This window comes from Comamonas sp. NLF-1-9, assembly GCF_019195435.1.
Lineage (GTDB): Bacteria > Pseudomonadota > Gammaproteobacteria > Burkholderiales > Burkholderiaceae_C > Comamonas_C.
Genome location: NZ_CP078069.1, coordinates 2,010,777 through 2,027,221 on the forward strand (window position 1 = coordinate 2,010,777; position 16,445 = coordinate 2,027,221).

16 protein-coding genes are annotated in these 16,445 nt (G+C 68.4%); 2 read left to right on the plus strand and 14 right to left on the minus strand.

The genetic code is table 11. The features are described 5' to 3' along the window. Window positions 1–40 precede the first annotated feature (40 nt). From KUD94_RS09640 to KUD94_RS09680, 9 genes are all read right to left on the minus strand, one after another. Complete coding sequence (locus KUD94_RS09640; protein WP_218236995.1) at window positions 41–187, minus strand: hypothetical protein; 147 nt, start codon at window positions 185–187, stop codon at window positions 41–43. Continuing rightward, window positions 184–2,124 (minus strand): acyclic terpene utilization AtuA family protein, encoded by a 1,941-nt coding sequence (locus KUD94_RS09645; RefSeq protein ID WP_218236997.1) that lies wholly within the window; start codon window positions 2,122–2,124, stop codon window positions 184–186. The genes KUD94_RS09640 and KUD94_RS09645 overlap by 4 nt, the downstream gene beginning before the upstream one ends. Continuing rightward, window positions 2,121–2,891 carry an enoyl-CoA hydratase/isomerase family protein gene (locus KUD94_RS09650; RefSeq protein ID WP_370625863.1) on the minus strand — a complete coding sequence of 257 codons (771 nt, stop codon included), beginning with the start codon at window positions 2,889–2,891 and terminating at the stop codon, window positions 2,121–2,123. The genes KUD94_RS09645 and KUD94_RS09650 overlap by 4 nt, the downstream gene beginning before the upstream one ends. Before the next feature lie 135 nt (window positions 2,892–3,026). Further along, window positions 3,027–4,187, minus strand: coding sequence for an acyl-CoA dehydrogenase family protein (locus KUD94_RS09655; RefSeq protein WP_218237001.1), 1,161 nt, complete (start codon window positions 4,185–4,187; stop codon window positions 3,027–3,029). After that, the gene (locus KUD94_RS09660) at window positions 4,184–6,223 is read right to left on the minus strand and encodes a biotin carboxylase N-terminal domain-containing protein (RefSeq protein ID WP_218237003.1); all 2,040 of its coding nucleotides are present in this window, start codon (window positions 6,221–6,223) and stop codon (window positions 4,184–4,186) included. The genes KUD94_RS09655 and KUD94_RS09660 overlap by 4 nt, the downstream gene beginning before the upstream one ends. A 138-nt stretch (window positions 6,224–6,361) precedes the next feature. Further along, window positions 6,362–7,540, minus strand: coding sequence for an acyl-CoA dehydrogenase family protein (locus KUD94_RS09665; protein ID WP_218237005.1), 1,179 nt, complete (start codon window positions 7,538–7,540; stop codon window positions 6,362–6,364). 154 nt (window positions 7,541–7,694) lie between these two features. Continuing rightward, entirely contained in the window at window positions 7,695–9,338 is a 1,644-nt protein-coding gene (locus tag KUD94_RS09670; protein WP_218237007.1) for an acyl-CoA carboxylase subunit beta, read from the minus strand. Next, on the minus strand, window positions 9,335–10,237 hold the full coding sequence (locus KUD94_RS09675; protein WP_218237009.1) for an SDR family oxidoreductase: 903 nt from the start codon (window positions 10,235–10,237) through the stop codon (window positions 9,335–9,337). The genes KUD94_RS09670 and KUD94_RS09675 overlap by 4 nt, the downstream gene beginning before the upstream one ends. Next, complete coding sequence (locus KUD94_RS09680; RefSeq protein ID WP_218237010.1) at window positions 10,234–10,893, minus strand: TetR family transcriptional regulator; 660 nt, start codon at window positions 10,891–10,893, stop codon at window positions 10,234–10,236. The genes KUD94_RS09675 and KUD94_RS09680 overlap by 4 nt, the downstream gene beginning before the upstream one ends. 127 nt (window positions 10,894–11,020) lie before the next feature. On the opposite strand from KUD94_RS09680, the gene KUD94_RS09685 reads away from it, so the two are divergent. Next, entirely contained in the window at window positions 11,021–11,323 is a 303-nt protein-coding gene (locus KUD94_RS09685; protein ID WP_218237012.1) for a type II toxin-antitoxin system Phd/YefM family antitoxin, read from the plus strand. Further along, window positions 11,320–11,661 (plus strand): type II toxin-antitoxin system RelE/ParE family toxin, encoded by a 342-nt coding sequence (locus KUD94_RS09690; protein WP_218237014.1) that lies wholly within the window; start codon window positions 11,320–11,322, stop codon window positions 11,659–11,661. The genes KUD94_RS09685 and KUD94_RS09690 overlap by 4 nt, the downstream gene beginning before the upstream one ends. A gap of 43 nt (window positions 11,662–11,704) precedes the next feature. Here the strand turns inward: KUD94_RS09690 and KUD94_RS09695 are convergent, their stop codons facing one another. From KUD94_RS09695 to KUD94_RS09715, 5 genes are read right to left on the minus strand one after another with little or no spacing between them, the layout of a single operon-like run. Beyond that, complete coding sequence (locus KUD94_RS09695) at window positions 11,705–12,496, minus strand: enoyl-CoA hydratase (RefSeq protein WP_218237016.1); 792 nt, start codon at window positions 12,494–12,496, stop codon at window positions 11,705–11,707. Window positions 12,497–12,500: 4 nt separating this feature from the next. Then, window positions 12,501–13,328, minus strand: a complete 828-nt coding sequence (locus KUD94_RS09700) for an acyl-CoA thioesterase II (protein WP_218237018.1) — start codon at window positions 13,326–13,328, stop codon at window positions 12,501–12,503. A gap of 5 nt (window positions 13,329–13,333) precedes the next feature. Then, window positions 13,334–14,227 carry an alpha/beta fold hydrolase gene (locus tag KUD94_RS09705; protein ID WP_218237019.1) on the minus strand — a complete coding sequence of 298 codons (894 nt, stop codon included), beginning with the start codon at window positions 14,225–14,227 and terminating at the stop codon, window positions 13,334–13,336. Window positions 14,228–14,243: 16 nt separating this feature from the next. After that, the gene (locus KUD94_RS09710) at window positions 14,244–15,446 is read right to left on the minus strand and encodes an acetyl-CoA C-acyltransferase (RefSeq protein ID WP_218237021.1); all 1,203 of its coding nucleotides are present in this window, start codon (window positions 15,444–15,446) and stop codon (window positions 14,244–14,246) included. A 2-nt stretch (window positions 15,447–15,448) separates the two neighbouring features. Continuing rightward, the gene (locus KUD94_RS09715) at window positions 15,449–15,856 is read right to left on the minus strand and encodes an endonuclease domain-containing protein (RefSeq protein ID WP_218237023.1); all 408 of its coding nucleotides are present in this window, start codon (window positions 15,854–15,856) and stop codon (window positions 15,449–15,451) included. Window positions 15,857–16,445: the final 589 nt, after the last annotated feature.

Genomic DNA, 16,445 nt, shown 5'->3' on the forward strand with positions numbered 1-16,445 from the left:
CGGCGGCCGCAGCGTGGCCCGGCGGCCGCGCCATGGACTTTCAGGGCGCGCTGTCCTGATCCGTGGGCGCAGGCACGGCCTCTTGCTGCACTGCCGCCGCAAAGGCCTGGGCGATGCCCAGATGGATGCCGTTGGTGCCGCCAAACACCATCACGTGGCAGCCGCAGTAGTCGAATTGGACCTTCATGCATTGACCCCCCGGCACGCTTGCACGCGCAGCCGCATGGTCAGCAGCATCTGCGCCATGCCCTTGCCCAGCGCGTCGTTGCGCAAGCTGGCCATGCCGCCGCCGCCCAGCGCCTGCTCGCAGACGAAATTGAAGGCTGCAATGCCGGGCACTTCAAAGCGCGTGACCCGGCCTTTGACGGCATGGGCCAGGTGCGCTTTGACGGCCTCGGCGGTGACTTGCTCGCGCAGCAGGGGCAGCCATTCAGGGCGGCGCGCGATCACGCCGATGTTGGAAGTGTCGCCCTTGTCGCCCGAGCGCGCCCAGGCGAGCTGGATCAGGGGGACTTCGATGGTGTCTGATTCTTCCGTATTGATAGCTGCCTGCGATTGTGTGGCAAGCGTTTCAGGCCGATTTGATTCTTGGCCCTCACCCCTGCCCTCTCCCAGGGGGAGAGGGGGGAATACCGGCGGGGCATCAGCTTTCTCTCCCTTTGTGAGAGGAGGGACTACCGGCGGCGCATTGGCTCCCTCTCCCTTTGGGAGAGGGCTGGGGTGAGGGCCGACGGCGACCGGCACATCATCGAGCCTCACCACCGGCACCACGCCTTGCTTGTCCAGCAAAAACGCATACTGCCGTATCAGCGGCGAAACGCCCGATCGCCCCCCCGCCCCGGTCGTGCCCGGCGCCCAGGAGGTACCCGCCGGCGCCACCTCGCGCGCCAGCAGTTCCAGCGCCGCCTTGTCCGCGTGGCGCGCGCTGATGCGCAGCACCGCCTCGCGCGTGTGCTGCACCGCCGGGCTCGCCAGCGGCCCCCAGCCGCTTTCCGCCCCCAGCACCTCGATGTGCGTGGCGGTAAACGGCGCCAGACCCCGGGCCGCAAGCAGCTCGCCCACGCGGGTGAAGATGGCCTCGCCGGTGCGCCGCGCCTTGGCCACGGCGTCGATGCCGACGATGGTCAGTTGCGCCGAGGTCTTGTAGCCATCCATCCAGGTCGCGCAGACCTTGTAGCTCGCGGGCGCCGGCAGGCCGCGTGCGCCGCGCACCTGCACGCGCTCCGGCCCGGTTTGCGTCATCGTCACCTGCGTGAAGTCGCAGACCACGTCGGGCAGCAGATAGGCGGCCGGGTCGTGGATCTCGTAGAGCATCTGCTCGGCCAGCACCTGCGGCGCAATCAGCCCGCCCGTGCCCGCGGGCTTGGTGACGGTGAAGCTGCCATCCTGCGCGCACTCCACGATGGGGTAGCCGATGTGCGGCCAGTCGGGCACCGCCTGCCAGTCGGTATGCAGCCCGCCCGTGGCCTGGCAGCCGCATTCGATGATGTGGCCCGCGAGGCTCCCGCCCGCCAGCTTGTCCAGCTCATCCGCCTGCCAGCCGAACTCATGCATCAAGATGCCCAGCGTGACGGCCGAATCGACGCAGCGCCCGGTGATGACGATGTGCGCCCCGGCATCGAGCGCCGCCTTGACGGGCAGCGCGCCCAGATAAGCGTTGGCGGTGACGACCTTGGCGGGCAGCGGCGCGCCGCTTTGCAGCTCGGCCAGCGGCGGCTGGGCAGCGCGCAGTTCGGGCAAGAGCGGCATCACGTCGTCGCCCGTCACCGTAGCGATCTTCACGCTCACGCCCAGCTCATCGGCCAACTGGCGCAGCGCGGCCGCGCAGCCCTCGGGGTTCACGCCGCCGGCATTGCTCACCACGCGGATGCCCTTGGCCACCACGTCCTGCAAGACCGCGCGCATCGCCACGGTGACAAAGTCTGTGGCGTAGCCCAGCTCGGGCTTTTTCATGCGCGCGGCCGCGAGGATGGACATGGTCAGCTCTGCCAGGTAGTCGAACGCCAGGTAGTCCACCTGGCCGCTGGCCACGAGCTGGGGTGCGCCAACGCTGGAATCGCCCCAGAAACCACTGGCGCCGCCGATGCGCACCACTTTGTCTTTGCCTTTGTCGTTCTCGTTCATCGCCCACTCCATTGCGGTGCGCGCCTTTCGCGAAAGGCCGCCTGGCCCTCGCGCGCGTCCTCGGTCAGCGCGAACAGGCCGATCTGGCTTTCGGTGAAGGCCATCGATTGCTCAAACGGCAGGCCATCGAGGTGCTTCATCAAATAGAGCCCGCGGCGGATCGCGGCGGGGGATTTGTCCACGATGCGCGCGAGCAGTTTTTCCACCGCCGCATCCAGGTCTTCGGCCACCTCGTTGACCAGGCCGATGGCCAGCGCCTGCTGCGCGCCGATGGGCTCGCCGGTGATGCACAAATCGGCCAGCGCGCGCCGCCCGATCAGCCCCTGCAAGACCGAGAGCACCTGCGCGGGGAACACGCCCACCTTGACCTCGGGCAGACCGAAGCGCGCATGCGGCGCGGCAATCGCCAGGTCGCACATCGCGAGCAAGCCCATGCCACCCGCCATGCAGGCGCCATTGACGCGCGCGATCAGCGGCACATGCGTCGCGTGCGCGGCGCGCAGCAGATTGGCAAAGCCCTGCTGCGGTTCGGCATAGTCGAACTGGAAGCTCTTGCCCGTCGCCAGATCGGCCCCGGCGCAAAACGCCTTCTCGCCCGCGCCGGTGAGCACGATGGCGCGCAGGCTGCGGTCGGCGTTGGCGCGTGCGAGTTGTTCGATGAGGCCCGCAATCACCGCCGCGCTCATCGCGTTGCGGCGCTCCTCGCGGGCGATGGTGAGCCAGAGGATGCCATCTTCCTGGCGGATCAACAGTTCTGTCATGTGCATCTTCCTTGGTTCAGTGACTGACTCCCTCCCCCTTTGGGGGAGGGTTGGGGTGGGGGCTAACTGCGCCGCCGCAATGCGGTACGCCGCAAGCCCCCATCCCCGCCTTCCCCCAAAGGGGGAAGGAGCCAACGCCAATCAAAACCCCCACTGCCGTGCAGCGAGCTCCTTCATGATTTCCTCGGTGCCGCCGCCTATGGTGATCACCTTGACCTCGCGGTAGATGCGCTCGCACACGGTGCCGCGCATATAGCCCATGCCGCCCAGAATCTGCACGCCTGCGTCGGCGCAGAACTGCATGGTCTGCGTCGCCTGGTTCTTCAGCGTGCAGACCTCGGCCACCCAGTCGGCACCGGTGTTGCCTGCATCGGCCCGCGCGGCCACGGCGTCCAGCCAGGCGCTCGTGGCGCAGATGCGCTGGCGCATGTCCACCAGCTTGTGGCGTATCACCTGGTGCTGGACGAGCGGCTGGCCGAAGGCGGTTCGCTGGCGCGCCCAGGAGAGCGCTTCATCCAGGCAGGCCTCGGCAAAGCCGATCGCGCCCGCCGCCAGGCCCAGGCGCTCGCCGTTGAAGTTGCCCATGATGGCCTTGAAGCCCGCGCCTTCACTGCCCAGCAAATAGCGTGCAGGCACGCGCACGCCGTCAAAGCGCAGGTGCGCGGTGTCGGAACAGAGCCAGCCCATCTTGTCCAGCCGCGTGCGCGACAGGCTCGGCGTGTCGCCCGGCACCACGATCAGGCTGATGCCGCCCGCGCCCTTGTTGGCCGGGTCTGTCCTGACGGCCAGCGTGAACCAGTCGGCGCGCATGCCCGAGGTGATGAAGACCTTCTCGCCGTCGATCACGTACTCATCGCCCTCACGCCGCGCGGTGGTCTTGAGCGCGGCGACGTCCGAGCCGCCACCGGGTTCGGTGATGGCCAGCGCCGCAATCCGCTCACCGGCGAGCACCGGCGAAATCACTTCCTGCTGAACCGCGTCGCTGCCCAGCGCGAGCACCAGCGGCAACGCGATGTTGTGTGAAAACAGGCTGGCCTGCACCCCGCCCGATGCGCCGTAGCGGCACAGCGCGCGCCAGGCGGGCATGCGCAGCGCGTAGGGCGCGGGCGTGCCGCCCAGCGCCTCCGGGTAGCCCAGGCCGAGCAGGCCCAGATCGGCCGCGCGGCGGTATAGCAGCCGCGGAAATTCCCCCGCCGCGTCCCACTCGGTCGCGTGCGGCGCGATCTCGGTTTTGGCAAAGCGCGCGACGGTATCGACGAGTTGCGTGCGCGCTTCCTGCAGCTCTTCGGCGCTCATGCTCATGCGGTTTTCTCCTGCGGCTGGGGCGGCGCAAAGCGCAGCAGCACCTGCCCGGGGCTGACCTGCTGGCCCACCTCGACCAGCAGCTCGGCCACTGTGGCCGCGGCGCGCGGGGCGAGGCTGTGCTCCAGCTTCATCGATTCGATGACCACGGCCGCCTCGCCCTGCGCCAACGCCTGCCCCGGCTGCGCGGCGATGCGCACCACGCGGCCGTTGAAGGGTGCTTTCAATTCGGCAGCTGCCTGCGCTTGGCTGGCGTCGGTTTCGGCCAGATAGGTGACGTCTTCGAAGCACCAATCGACACCGCCCGCCTGCGCATGCCAGCGCTGGCCGCCCTCGCCGCCCGCCACCGGCACGGCACGCACGCACTGGGTGATGCCGTCCCCAGTGCAACGCAGACTGCCATCGGACAAGGGTTGCACCGCCACATCGCGCGCGTGGCCATCCGGGCCTGTGATCCGCACGCCACCCGAGCGCACCCATACCGCCAACGTGCTCACCTGTTCGCGGTGGATCAGGCGGCGGGGGGCGGCGAAGGGGCAGGCCAGGTGGGTCTGCGGGTGAGCAAGGTGGGGCGGGTCAGGCCGCAGGCCCTCACCCCTGCCCTCTCCCAGGGGGAGAGGGGGCAATACCGCCGCCAAGCCATATGCAGTGTGCGCTGAAAGCTCTTTTTCAAGGAGCGACGCGCGCAGCGCATCGCCGTGTTCATCGAGGAAGGAAATCAGCGCCTGCCCGGCGCGAAAGCGCGCATCGCCCAGGCATTCCATCAGAAAGCCGCGATTCGTCGGCAGGCCCAGCAGCTCGGTCTGCGCGAGCGCGGCGCTCAGGCGATCGATCGCCTCCTCGCGCGTGGCGGCGTGGACGATGAGCTTGCCCAGCATCGCGTCGTAGAACGGCGTGACCTCCCCACCGGCTTCGATCGCATGGTCAAAGCGCAAGGGCGCGCGCGCGAAGTGGCTTGCGCCCGGCGGCTCGGCAAAGTGCGCGATGCGCCCGGCGTGTGGCGTGTAGTGCTCGTCCTCGGCGCACAGGCGTACCTCGATCGCGTGGCCCTGCATGGGCACTTGGTCTTGCGTGATCGGCAGCGCCTCGCCGCGCGCCACGCGGATTTGCCACTCGACCAGATCGAGGCCGGTGATCGCCTCGGTCACCGGGTGCTCGACTTGCAGGCGGGTGTTCATCTCCATCAGGTAGAAGTTGTCGCCCTCCAGCAAAAACTCCACCGTGCCCGCGCCGACGTAGCCCGCGCCCTGCGCCAGCGCCACCGCGCACTCGCCCATGCGTGCGCGCAGCGCGGGCGAGACGGCGGGTGAGGGGGCTTCCTCGATGATCTTCTGGTGCCGCCTTTGCACCGAGCAATCGCGCTCGAAGAGGTGCACCGCATTGCCGTGCGCATCGGCAAACACCTGCACCTCGACATGGCGCGGCTGCATCAGCGCGCGCTCGATGAGCAGCGCGCCATTGCCAAAACCGGCCAAGGCTTCGGAGCTGGCGCTCTGCAGCGCGCCGGGCAGATCGTTTGCCTGCATCACCAGCCGCATGCCGCGCCCGCCGCCGCCCGCGACGGCCTTGACCATCAGCGGGTAGCCGATTTTCTCGGCTTCTTGCGTGAAGCGCTCGGTCGACTGGTCTTCACCCGCGTAGCCTGGCAGCACCGGCACGCTCTGCTGGACGGCCAGACGCTTGGCCGCGCCCTTGTCGCCCAGCGCGCGAATCGCCGCCGGGGGCGGGCCAATCCAGACCAGGCCGGCGTCCTGCACTGCCTGGGCAAAGGCCGCGTCTTCGCTCAGAAAGCCGTAGCCGGGGTGGATCGCATCGGCGCCGGTGGCGCGCGCGGCCGCCAGCAGCTTGTCCACGCGCAGATAGCTCTCGGCGGAAGTATTGCCGCCCAGGGCGAAGGCTTGTGTCGCCTCGTGCACGTGTGGCGCGCGGGCGTCGGCGTCGGAATGGACGGCGACGGTGGCGATGCCCATCTGCTGGGCAGTGGCGATCACGCGGCGGGCGATTTCGCCGCGATTGGCGATCAGGATCTTTTTCATGCCACTCTCCGCAATACTCCCTCCCCCTTTGGGGGAGGGGTGGGGTGGGGGCCAGCGACGTCACCAATTCCAGCGCCGTCGGCCCCCATCCCTGCCTTCCCCCAAAGGGGGAAGGAGATACAGCCGCAAGCCCTCACGTCAGGCCGCATGGCGCTTGGCCAGCCCCATGGTCTTGGCAATGATGCCCAGCATCACCTCGTCCGCGCCGCCGCCGATCGAGCCCAGGCGCCCGTCGCGGTACAGGCGCGAGACGCGGTTGTCCCAGGTAAAGCCCATGCCGCCCCAGAATTGCAGGCAAGTGTCGGCCACCTCGCGCGTCAGGCGCCCGGCCTTGAGCTTGGCCATGCTGGCCCACTGCAGCACGTCCTCGCCCGCCACGTAGCGCTCGCCGGCCTTCCAGGTCAGCGCGCGCAGCGCCTCGACCTCAGTCTGCAGCTCCACCAGCTTGAACTGCACCCACTGCTGGTCCAGCAGCGTGGCGCCGAACATCTTGCGCTGGCGCGTGTATTCGATGGTCTCGCGGATTGCCACCTCCATGCCGGTAATGGCGTTGGCCGCGGCCCACAGGCGCTCTTCCTGGAACTGCTGCATCTGGTAGATGAAGCCCTGGCCCTCCTGGCCGATCAGGTTGCGCGCGGGCACCCGCACCTCGTCAAAGTAGATCAGGCCGGTGTCGCTCGCGTTCATGCCGATCTTGCGGATCTTCTGCGCCACGCTGATGCCCTTGGTCAACTGGCCGTTCGGGCCGTCGCGCATGGGCACGATGATCAGGCTCTTGTTCTTGTGCATCGGCCCCTCGCCGGTGTTCACCAACATGCACATCCAGTCGGCCTGCAGGCTGTTGGTGATCCACATCTTCTGGCCGCTGATCACGTAGTCGTCGCCATCGCGGCGCGCGCGGCTGGTGATGCCCGCCACATCGCTGCCCGCGCCGGGCTCGGACACGCCGATGCAGCCCACCATGTCGCCCGCGATCGCCGGGGCGAGAAATTCGCGCTTGAGTTCGTCACTGCCAAAGCGCGCCAGCGCCGGCGTGCACATGTCGGTCTGCACGCCCACGGCCATGGGGATGGCGCCGCAGTTGACCAGCCCCATGGTCTCGGCCATCAGCATGCTGTAGGAGTAGTCCAGCCCCATGCCGCCGTATTCGACCGGCTTGGTCAGGCCCAGCAGGCCCAGATCGCCCAGGCCCTTGAAGACCTGGTGCGCGGGGAAGATCTCCGCCGCCTCCCATTCGTCGACGTGCGGGTTGATGTGCTCGTCGATGTAGCGCTTGAGCGTGTCGCGGATTTGTTCGTGCTCGTGGGTAAGTTTCATCGGGGTCTCCGGTCAGGTGCATTGCACCCTCCCCCTCTGGGGGAGGGAGGGGTGGGGGCTTGCGTGGCACGGAGATCGCGCCAGGCACCAAAGCCCCCATCCCTGCCTTCCCCCAGAGGGGGAAGGAGAAAGATAGATGTGCCGCCATGGGGCTCTACATCCGCGCCACGCCGAACTGCAGCGGCCGCAGCTCGCGCGCCGCGCCTTCGGCGATGGTCGAGAGGCAAAAGCCCAGCACCGCGCGCGTGTCGCGCGGGTCGATCACGCCGTCGTCCAGCAGCGTGCCGCTGGTGGCGAAGGCGTCCTGCTGGCGCTCGAACATCGCGACCACCGCGTCGAACTGCTGTTGCATCTTTTGCGCATCCGGCTCCGCTCCCTTTCTCTTGAGCGCGGCCTCGGTGACGATGCGCATGGTGCCCGCCGCCTGCTCGCCGCCCATCACCGCCGTCGTCGCGCCCGGCCAGGAAAAGAGAAAGCGCGGCGCAAACCCGCGCCCGCACATGCCGTAGTTGCCCGCGCCAAAGCTCGCGCCGCACTGAATGGTGAGCTGCGGCACGGTGGCATTGGTCACCGCCTGGATCATCTTGCTGCCGTGCTTGATGATGCCGCCCTGCTCCATCTCCTTGCCCACCATGTAGCCGGTGGTGTTCTGCAGATAAACGATGGGGTGGCCGAGCTGGCACATCCACTGGATGAAGTGCGTCGCCTTGTTGGCGCCGGCGATGTCGATCGGCCCGTTGTTGGTGATGAGGCCCACCGCATGCCCCTGGATGGCCGCCTGCGCGCAGACCGTGGCCATGCCGTAGCCGCTCTTGAATTCCAGCAACGCGCCGCCATCGACGAGGCGCGCCGCCACCTCGCGCATGTCCACCGGTTCGCGGTGGTGCGCGGGCATCAGGGTCAGCAGTTCGTCCACCGGCCAGGGCGGTTCGGCGTATCCTGTTTCAATAGCTGCCAGCGCTTGTCCAGCAAGCGTTTGAGGCCGATTTGACCAGTATAGTTGCGCCATAACCCGCCGCGCCATGCCAAGCGCCTCGCGGTCGTCCTGCGCCAGGTATTCGCCCAGGCCAGAGACCGTGGTGTGCATCAGCGCGCCGCCCAGTTCTTCTTCCGTCGCCACCTCGCCAGTGGCGGCCTTGAGCAGCGGCGGGCCGGCCAGGAAGGCGCGCGAGCGGCCCTCGACCATGATGACGATGTCCGACAGCCCCGGCATGTAGGCCCCGCCCGCCGTGCCCGAGCCGTGCTGCACGGTGATGACCGGAATGCCCGCACTGGAGAGCCGCGCCAGGTTGCGAAACATGCTGCCGCCGTAAACGAAACCCTCGACGCGGTAGCGCATCAGATTCGCGCCCGCGCTCTCCACCAGATGGATGAAGGGCAGGCGCTCTTGCAGCGCGATCTCCTGCACGCGCAGGATCTTGTCCAGGCCCATGGGCTGGATCGCGCCCGCCTCTATGCCCGAATCGCTCGCCACCACCATGCAGCGCGTGCCCGAGATGAAACCTATGCCCGCGATGATGCCGCCGCCGGGCACGGACTTTTCGGCATCGGGCACGTCGTGCAGAAAACCCGCGAGCGAGCACAGCGGCAGCCACGGCGCCCCGGCATCGAGCAGCAGCGCCACGCGCTCGCGCGGCAAAAGCTGATGGCGCCTGGCAAAGCGCGGCCCGGCCTGCGCCGAGGCGTCTTGCGCGCGCTGCTCCAGCGCCCGCAGCTGCGCGATGCGCGCGAGCATATGCGCGCGCCGCTGCTGCGCCTGGGCGCTGGCCGCGTTCCAGCGCGATGCGAACGCGCTCATGCACCGCCCCCTTCGTCATCGGCGAACACCTTGGGCGTGACCGCGCGATGAAAGCCGTTGAATGCGCGCACCGCCGGGCGCTGCTGCACTTCACGCGGCGGCAGCTGCATCGGCCAGCCCATGCGCACCTGCGGGCGCGCGCCGTCGATGCGCAGCACGCTGCCGCTGATGAAGTTGGCCGCGGGACTGAGCAGAAAGGCAATCGCCGCGGACACCTCGGCCTCGGTGCCAAAGCGACCCAGCGGCACGGTGCGGCGCATGGCGCGCAGCATATCGCCGGCCTCGGGCGGGTAGTGGTCCATGCCGCTGGAGGCGATGTAGCCCGGCGCCACCGCGTTCACGCGCACGCCGCTCCTGGCCCATTCGGCGGCAGCCGTCTCGGTGAAGCTCACCATGCCCGCGCGCGCCGCGCCGCTGTGGCCCATGTTGGGCATCGAACCCCACATGTCGGCAACGATGTTCACGATGGCCCCGCCCTGCGCCTGCATGCTTTGCAGATAGCACTCGCGCGCCACCAGAAAACCGCCGGTCAGATTGGTGTTGACCACCGCCTCCCAGCCCTTGGCGCTGATCTTTTCCAGCGGCGTCATGTACTGCCCGCCGGCGTTGTTCACCAGCGCATCGATGCGTCCGTGCGCGGCGACGACGGCGCCGACCATCGCCACGACCCCCGCCTCGTCGCGGATGTCGCACACCCGCGTGTCGGCCTGGCCACCGTCCTGAGCGATCTCGGCGGCCACCGCCTGCAATTTTTCAGGCTTGCGCCCCACCAGCACCACGCGCGCGCCAAGCGCTGCAAGTTCATGCGCGCTGCAACGCCCTATGCCCGAACCGCCGCCGGTCACGACGATGGTCTGCCCGGCAAACAGACCGGGCGTAAAAATCGATTGGTAATTCATGCCTTCCCCGCAAAAAGACGCAAGGCCTCGTCCGCCAGTTGATCGAGCGAGCACCCGCCGCGCACGCGAAACCACTGCACCGACCAGTTGAGCGCGCCAAAGATGAACAGCCGCGCGATCGCCGGCTCGGCGCGCAAGTCGCCCTGCGCGGCCAGCTTTTCCAGCGCCGGCATCCAGGCCGCCTCGTAGGCATCCTTGACCTGCGAGACACCTTTTTTCTGCGCCGCCGTGAGCGAGCGCCACTCGTAGAGCATCACCGGAATGAAGCCGCTTTGCGGCCCCAGCAGGATGTCGAAATGATGGCGTATCAGCGCGCGCAGCCGGGCGTGCGCGTCGGCCTCGGGCGCGAGCTGCTCCAGCGCCTGCCGCTGGCTCGCCAGCGCGCCCTCCATGCCCTCGCGCATCACCGCGTACAAGAGCGCGCTCTTGCTTTTGAAGTAATAGAACGGCGAGCCGCTGTGCATGCCCACCGCCGCCGCAATGTCGCGCGTCGTGGTCGCCGCGTAGCCCTTGACCAGGAACAGGCGCGCCGCCTGCTCCATCAGCTCGCGCCGGCGCCCACTCTCATCGAGATGCTGCGCACTCTTGCGCGGGCGCCCGCGCGGGCGACGTGGCGCGGCTTGCACCGCCGGGTCTTGCGCATGGGTCTCGGACATGCGCGCAGATTAGCAAAGCACCTGAATTTAATCAAGCGCTTGCTTCGTAAAAATATTCGTCTTGCCTGGCCCGGGCACAAGACCACAGGAGGACTATATTCAGACCCATAGTCATCAGGAGGCCGCCGTGCGTTACTCCACGCAGATCAAGCCCATCAGCTACCTCAAGGCCAATGCAGCCCAGATCCTGCAGGATCTGGGCGAGCAGCGCGAGCCCCTGGTCATCACCCAGAACGGCGAGGCCAAGGCGGTATTGCAGGACGTGGTTTCTTTCGAGCAGACGCAGGAGACCCTGGCTCTGCTCAAGCTACTCGCCCTGAGCCGCCAGGATGTTCAAGCCGGTCGACTGAGCCCCGCGGAAGAAGTGCATTCACGGCTGCGCGCCAAGTTGGCGCAATTGCGCACAGCCGCTGACACGTCGGCAAAATGAAAACCCGGCCAGCAAGCCATTCGGTGCTGATCACCGAGGCCCCACATGGTGATCTTCTGGACATCGTGGATTACATCGCCGCGACAGACGGCGCGCTGCGCGCCGATCAAATCCTGGACGGCCTGATGCGCGCCATCCACGGCTTTGCAAACCTGCCTGAGCGCGGCAGCTACCCGCCGGAGCTGCTCGCGCTCGGCATCAAGGACTACCGCCAGACCCTGCACAAGCCCTGGCGCATCCTCTACGGCATCGAGGCGCAGCACGTCATCGTTCACCTGGTGGCAGACAGTCGGCGCAATTTCCGCTCCTTGCTGACCCGGCGCTTGCTGCATGGCTGAACGGCCCGCTGCGCGGCCCGCCTCCCTGACGGGAGGGCTGATTTCAGCAGTTGCTGAAATCAGGCTTTCTCTTTTCAACGAACGCGGTGAAGGCTTCGCGCGCTGATGGCGTGCGCATCAAGCGCGAGAAGGACTGGGCCTCTTCGGTCATGCGCTCGATCACGGCGGGTGTCTGGCCGCCCTTCATCAGGCGCTTGGTCTCGATCAGCGCGCTCAGAGGCTTGGCGGCGAGTTTTTTTGCCTGCTGCCCGGCGATGGCGTTGCATTCGGTCGGCGGCACCACGCGGTTGACCAGGCCGACTTCCAGCGCCGCCTCGGCCATGAAGGGCTCGCCCAGCATCAGCGCCTCGGCCGCGCGGTGATGGCCCAGCATTTGCGGCAGCAGCAGGCTGGAGGCCGCCTCCGGGCACAGCCCGAGGTTGACGAAGGGCAGCGCAAAGGCCGCGTTGTCGCCCGCGTAGACCAGGTCGCAGTGCAGCAGCAGCGTGGTGCCTACGCCCACGGCAGGGCCGCAGACGGCGGCGACGAGCGGTTTGGGGAAAGTGGCGATGGCGTTGAGAAAGCGCCAGACGGCGCGCTGCGTCAAGTCGCCGCCTTGCGCCTCGCCGCCCTGGCGCAGGAAGTCGCCAATGTCGTTGCCGGCGCTGAACACCGTCGCGTCGCCCTGAAACAGCACGCAGCGCACGCTCGGGTCTTCGGCGGCGGCCGTGAGCACCTCGGCCATCTCGCCATACATGCGCTCGGTGAAGGAATTCTTCTTGTCCAGCCGGTTGAAGGTGATGGTGCTCACGCCGCCCTCGACGTGCACCAGGATGTCTTGCGTTGCTGCGTTCATGCTCTCATTCCTTGTAGTAGACGATCTGCTGCGTGGTCGCCAGCATTTGGCCGGCCTGGTTCCACAGCTGCGCCGTCTGGTCGAAAAAGCCGCCGCGGTATTCCTGCCCGCGCGCCTGCGCCAGCAGCCAGCCGCTGCCGGTCTCGGCCAGCAAGGCGCTGCCGGCGTGAAAGTACACCGTCATAGACACCGTGCCCGCCGGCACCTGCAGCGCGCGGCGGCGCCAGATGCGCGGGTAGAACACGTCGCACAGCGCCGCCAGCGCCGCAAAGTCCAGCGCGCGCTCTGGCGCGTCGCGCACCCACAGCCGGGTGAGGCTGTCGCGCTCGGCGCCGTCCCATTGGCGCGGCGGCATGCCGCTGACGGGGCGCATGGCGTAGCGGTTGATCCACTGCACCGGTATCGGCTGCTCCACCTGCGTGCAGGCTTCGGGTGCGGGCGCCTCGGGCATGGGCAGGTCGCTCGCGCTCCAGGTCTCGCGGCGCAGCGCCGTGATGGCCGTGGCCGTGGTCATTACCTGGGCCTGGCCGTCCTTGTCCGGCTGCACCAGTTGCAGCCACCAGTGCTGGGTCGATCGCGTGGTGCGCACCGCCGTCGCCCGGATCTCGAACGGCCCCTCGCCCACGGCCCCGGCGTAGTTCACGGTGAGCGACAGCGGCTCGCCCAGGCGCGCCGGGTGCTGCATCACCGCCTGCAGCAGCGTGGCCGCGGTGACGCCGCCGAACGGGCCGACCATGTTCCAGTAGGTTGCGGTAGTTCGGCCGGTGAAGGTGTCGGCGCCTGCGGCGGTCAACGCAAGCGCATCGTCCAGAGGGTGCAAAGAAGGGTTCATGGCAGTCATGGAGCGCGAGTGTGCCCTTGCTGCGCCAGCGCTTCGGTCGTCTGCGCGACGCCGCACCAGGCGCGCAGCACCGCATCGGCATGGGGCCAGAGCAGCGTCTCGAAGCGCGGCTTGAAGAAGCCCAGGTGCCCTATGCGCTGGCCGCCCGCCTCCTGCGCGCCCAAGCTCTGCACCCGCTGCGCCGCGCCGGGGTACATGGCCAGCAGGTCGTGGTTGGCCTGCTCGCTCATCATCTCGTCGTCCATCATGCGCAGCAGATGGATGGGAAAGCGCACGCGCGCATAGCTTTCCACCGCCTGCTCCGCGCCCATGGCGTAGCGCGGGTGCAGGCACCAGCGGCGCCATTGCCAGGCGATGCTCGCGGGCAGGTCGCCCACCATGCCCAGGCGCGCGCCCGGGAAATAGCCGGCCCACCACGTCGCCGCCGGCATGACCAGATACCAAAACGGCAGGATGCGCCGCCTGAGCTGCGGCGCATTCACGCGCCAATAGCCGCTGCCTGCGGCCACGGCCAGCAGGCCGCCCACGTCCTGCGGCCGGCTGAACAGCCCCGGCAGTTGCGCGCCCAGGCTGTGGCCAATGAGGTAGAGCGGGCGCCCCGGCAGTTGCGCCCGGGCATGGGCGATGACGGCTTCGTAGTCGCGCACCCAGTCCTGCATCGAGGGCCGCGCGTCGCGCATCGGCCCGGCGAGCGATTCGCCCTGGCCACGCCAGTCGAAGGTGTAGACGCGCCAGCCCTGCGCCGCCAGCCAGACGGCAAAGTCCTGGTAGTAGCGCTGGTGCACGCCCACCGCATTGCCGATGACCACGCTGGCATGCGCCGCGCCCGCGCCGTCAAAACGCCGGACGGCGACTGGCGCGCCGCTGCCCGTGAGCGTGAACGCCTGCATGGCGTGCGCCCGGCGCTCAGACGCGCTCGAAAATGCCCGCCGCCCCCTGGCCCATGCCCACGCACATCGTGACCATGCCGTACTTCAGCTTCTCGCGCTGCAGCGCGTGCACCACCGTGGCCGAGCGGATCGCGCCGGTTGCGCCCAGCGGGTGACCAAGCGAGATCGCGCCGCCCATGGGGTTGACCACCTCGGTGTTGAGCCCCAGCGTGTTGATCACCGCCAGCGACTGGGCGGCAAAGGCTTCGTTGAGCTCTATCCAGCCCATGTCCTCGTGCTTGAGGCCGGCGAGCTTGAGCGCCGCCGGAATCGCATCGATCGGCCCCACCCCCATGATCTCGGGGCGCACGCCGCGGTTGGCAAAGCTGACAAAACGCGCCAGGGGCTTGAGGTTGAAGCGCTTGAGCGCCGCCTCGCTCGCCAGAATCAGCGCACCCGCGCCATCGCTCGTCTGGCTGCTGTTGCCCGCGGTCACCGTGCCGCGCGCGGCAAACACGGTGCGCAGCTTGGCCAGGCCCTCGAGCGTGGTGTCGGGGCGCGGGCCTTCGTCCAGGTTCACGGTGCGCGTCTTCACTACGGGCTCGCCCGAAGCCAGGTCAAGGCCGCGGTCGGTCACCTCGATCGGCGTGATCTCATCGGCAAAACGCCCGGCCTGCTGCGCGGCAATCGAGCGCCGGTGCGATTCCAGCGCAAACGCGTCCTGCGCTTCGCGCGTCACCTTCCACTGCTGGGCGACCTTCTCGGCGGTGAGGCCCATGCCGTAGGCAATGCCCACGTCCTCGTCGCCGCCCGCGAAGATGCTGGGCGAAAGACTCGGGCTGTTGCCCATCATGGGCACCATGCTCATGCTCTCCACGCCGGCGGCGATCATCACCTCGGCCTCGCCCACGCGGATGCGGTCGGCCGCCATCTGCACGGCGGTCAGGCCCGAGGCGCAAAAGCGGTTGACCGTCACCCCGCCCACGCTCTTGGGCAGGCCGGCCAGCACCGCGGCAATGCGCGCCACGTTCAGGCCTTGCTGCGCCTCGGGGATGGCGCAGCCGGCAATCACGTCTTCCACCGCCGCCGGGTCCAGCGTCGGCACCTGCGCCAGCGCCGCGCGCAAGATGGTAGCCAGCAGGTCGTCGGGCCGGTAGTTGCGGAAAAAGCCCTTGTGCGATTTGCCTATCGGCGTGCGCGTGGCGGCGACGATGTAGGCGTCCTGGATTTGCTTGCTCATGGTCAAACTCCTTGGGGTGTCAAGTCCTTCCCCATTTGGTGGAAGGCGGGGATGGGGGCCGGCAGCGCCTGGAGCGTTTCCAGAATCCGCTGCAACACCCCTTCCAGTTGGGTCAACGGCGCGTTGCTGTCAAACCGCAGCACCTCGAACCCTTGATCGCGAAAGAACGCATCCCGACGCGCGTCGTAGCCGGCCTGCGTCAGATGTTGTGAACCGTCCAGCTCCACGATCAGCCTTGGCGCCAGGCAGGCAAAGTCGGCGACGTAGCTGCCCAAAGGGTGCTGGCGGCGAAACTTCACGCCCAGTTGTTCGCCACGCAGGCGGCTCCAGAGCTTGCGCTCGGAGTCCGTCATGGTGCGGCGCAATGCCGCAGCGTTGCCGCGCGCCCGGGTGCTGGCCTGGTACTGCATGGTTTTACTCCTTCCCCCTTTGGGGGAAGGCCGGGATGGGGGCCGCCCGCAGACGGCCAACGGCAGGCTTCACCCACCGCTGCTGGCCCCCACCCCTGCCCTCCCCCAACGGGGGAGGGAGCTGAAAGCGCGCTCCGCCACTCTCCTTCCCCCTCTGGGGGAAGGCCGGGATGGGGGCCGCCCGCAGACAGCCAAGGGCAGGCTTCATCCACCGCTGCTGGCCCCCACCCCTGCCCTCCCCCAGCGGGGGAGGGAGCTGAAAGCGCGCTCCGCCACTCTCCTTCCCCCTCTGGGGGAAGGCCGGGATGGGGGCCGCCCGCAGACAGCCAACGGCAGGCTTCATCCACCGCTGCTGGCCCCCACCCCTGCCCTCCCCCAACGGGGGAGGGAGCTGAAAGCGCGCCCCGCCACTCTCCTTCCCCCTTTGGGGGAAGGCCGGGATGGGAGCCGCCCGCAGACAGCCAACGGCAGGCTTCATCCACCGCTGCTGGCCCCCACCCTTGCCCTCCCCCAACGGGGGAGGGAGCTGAAAGCGCGCCCCGCCACTCTCCTTCCCCCTCTGGGGGAAGGCCGGGATGGGGGCCGCCCG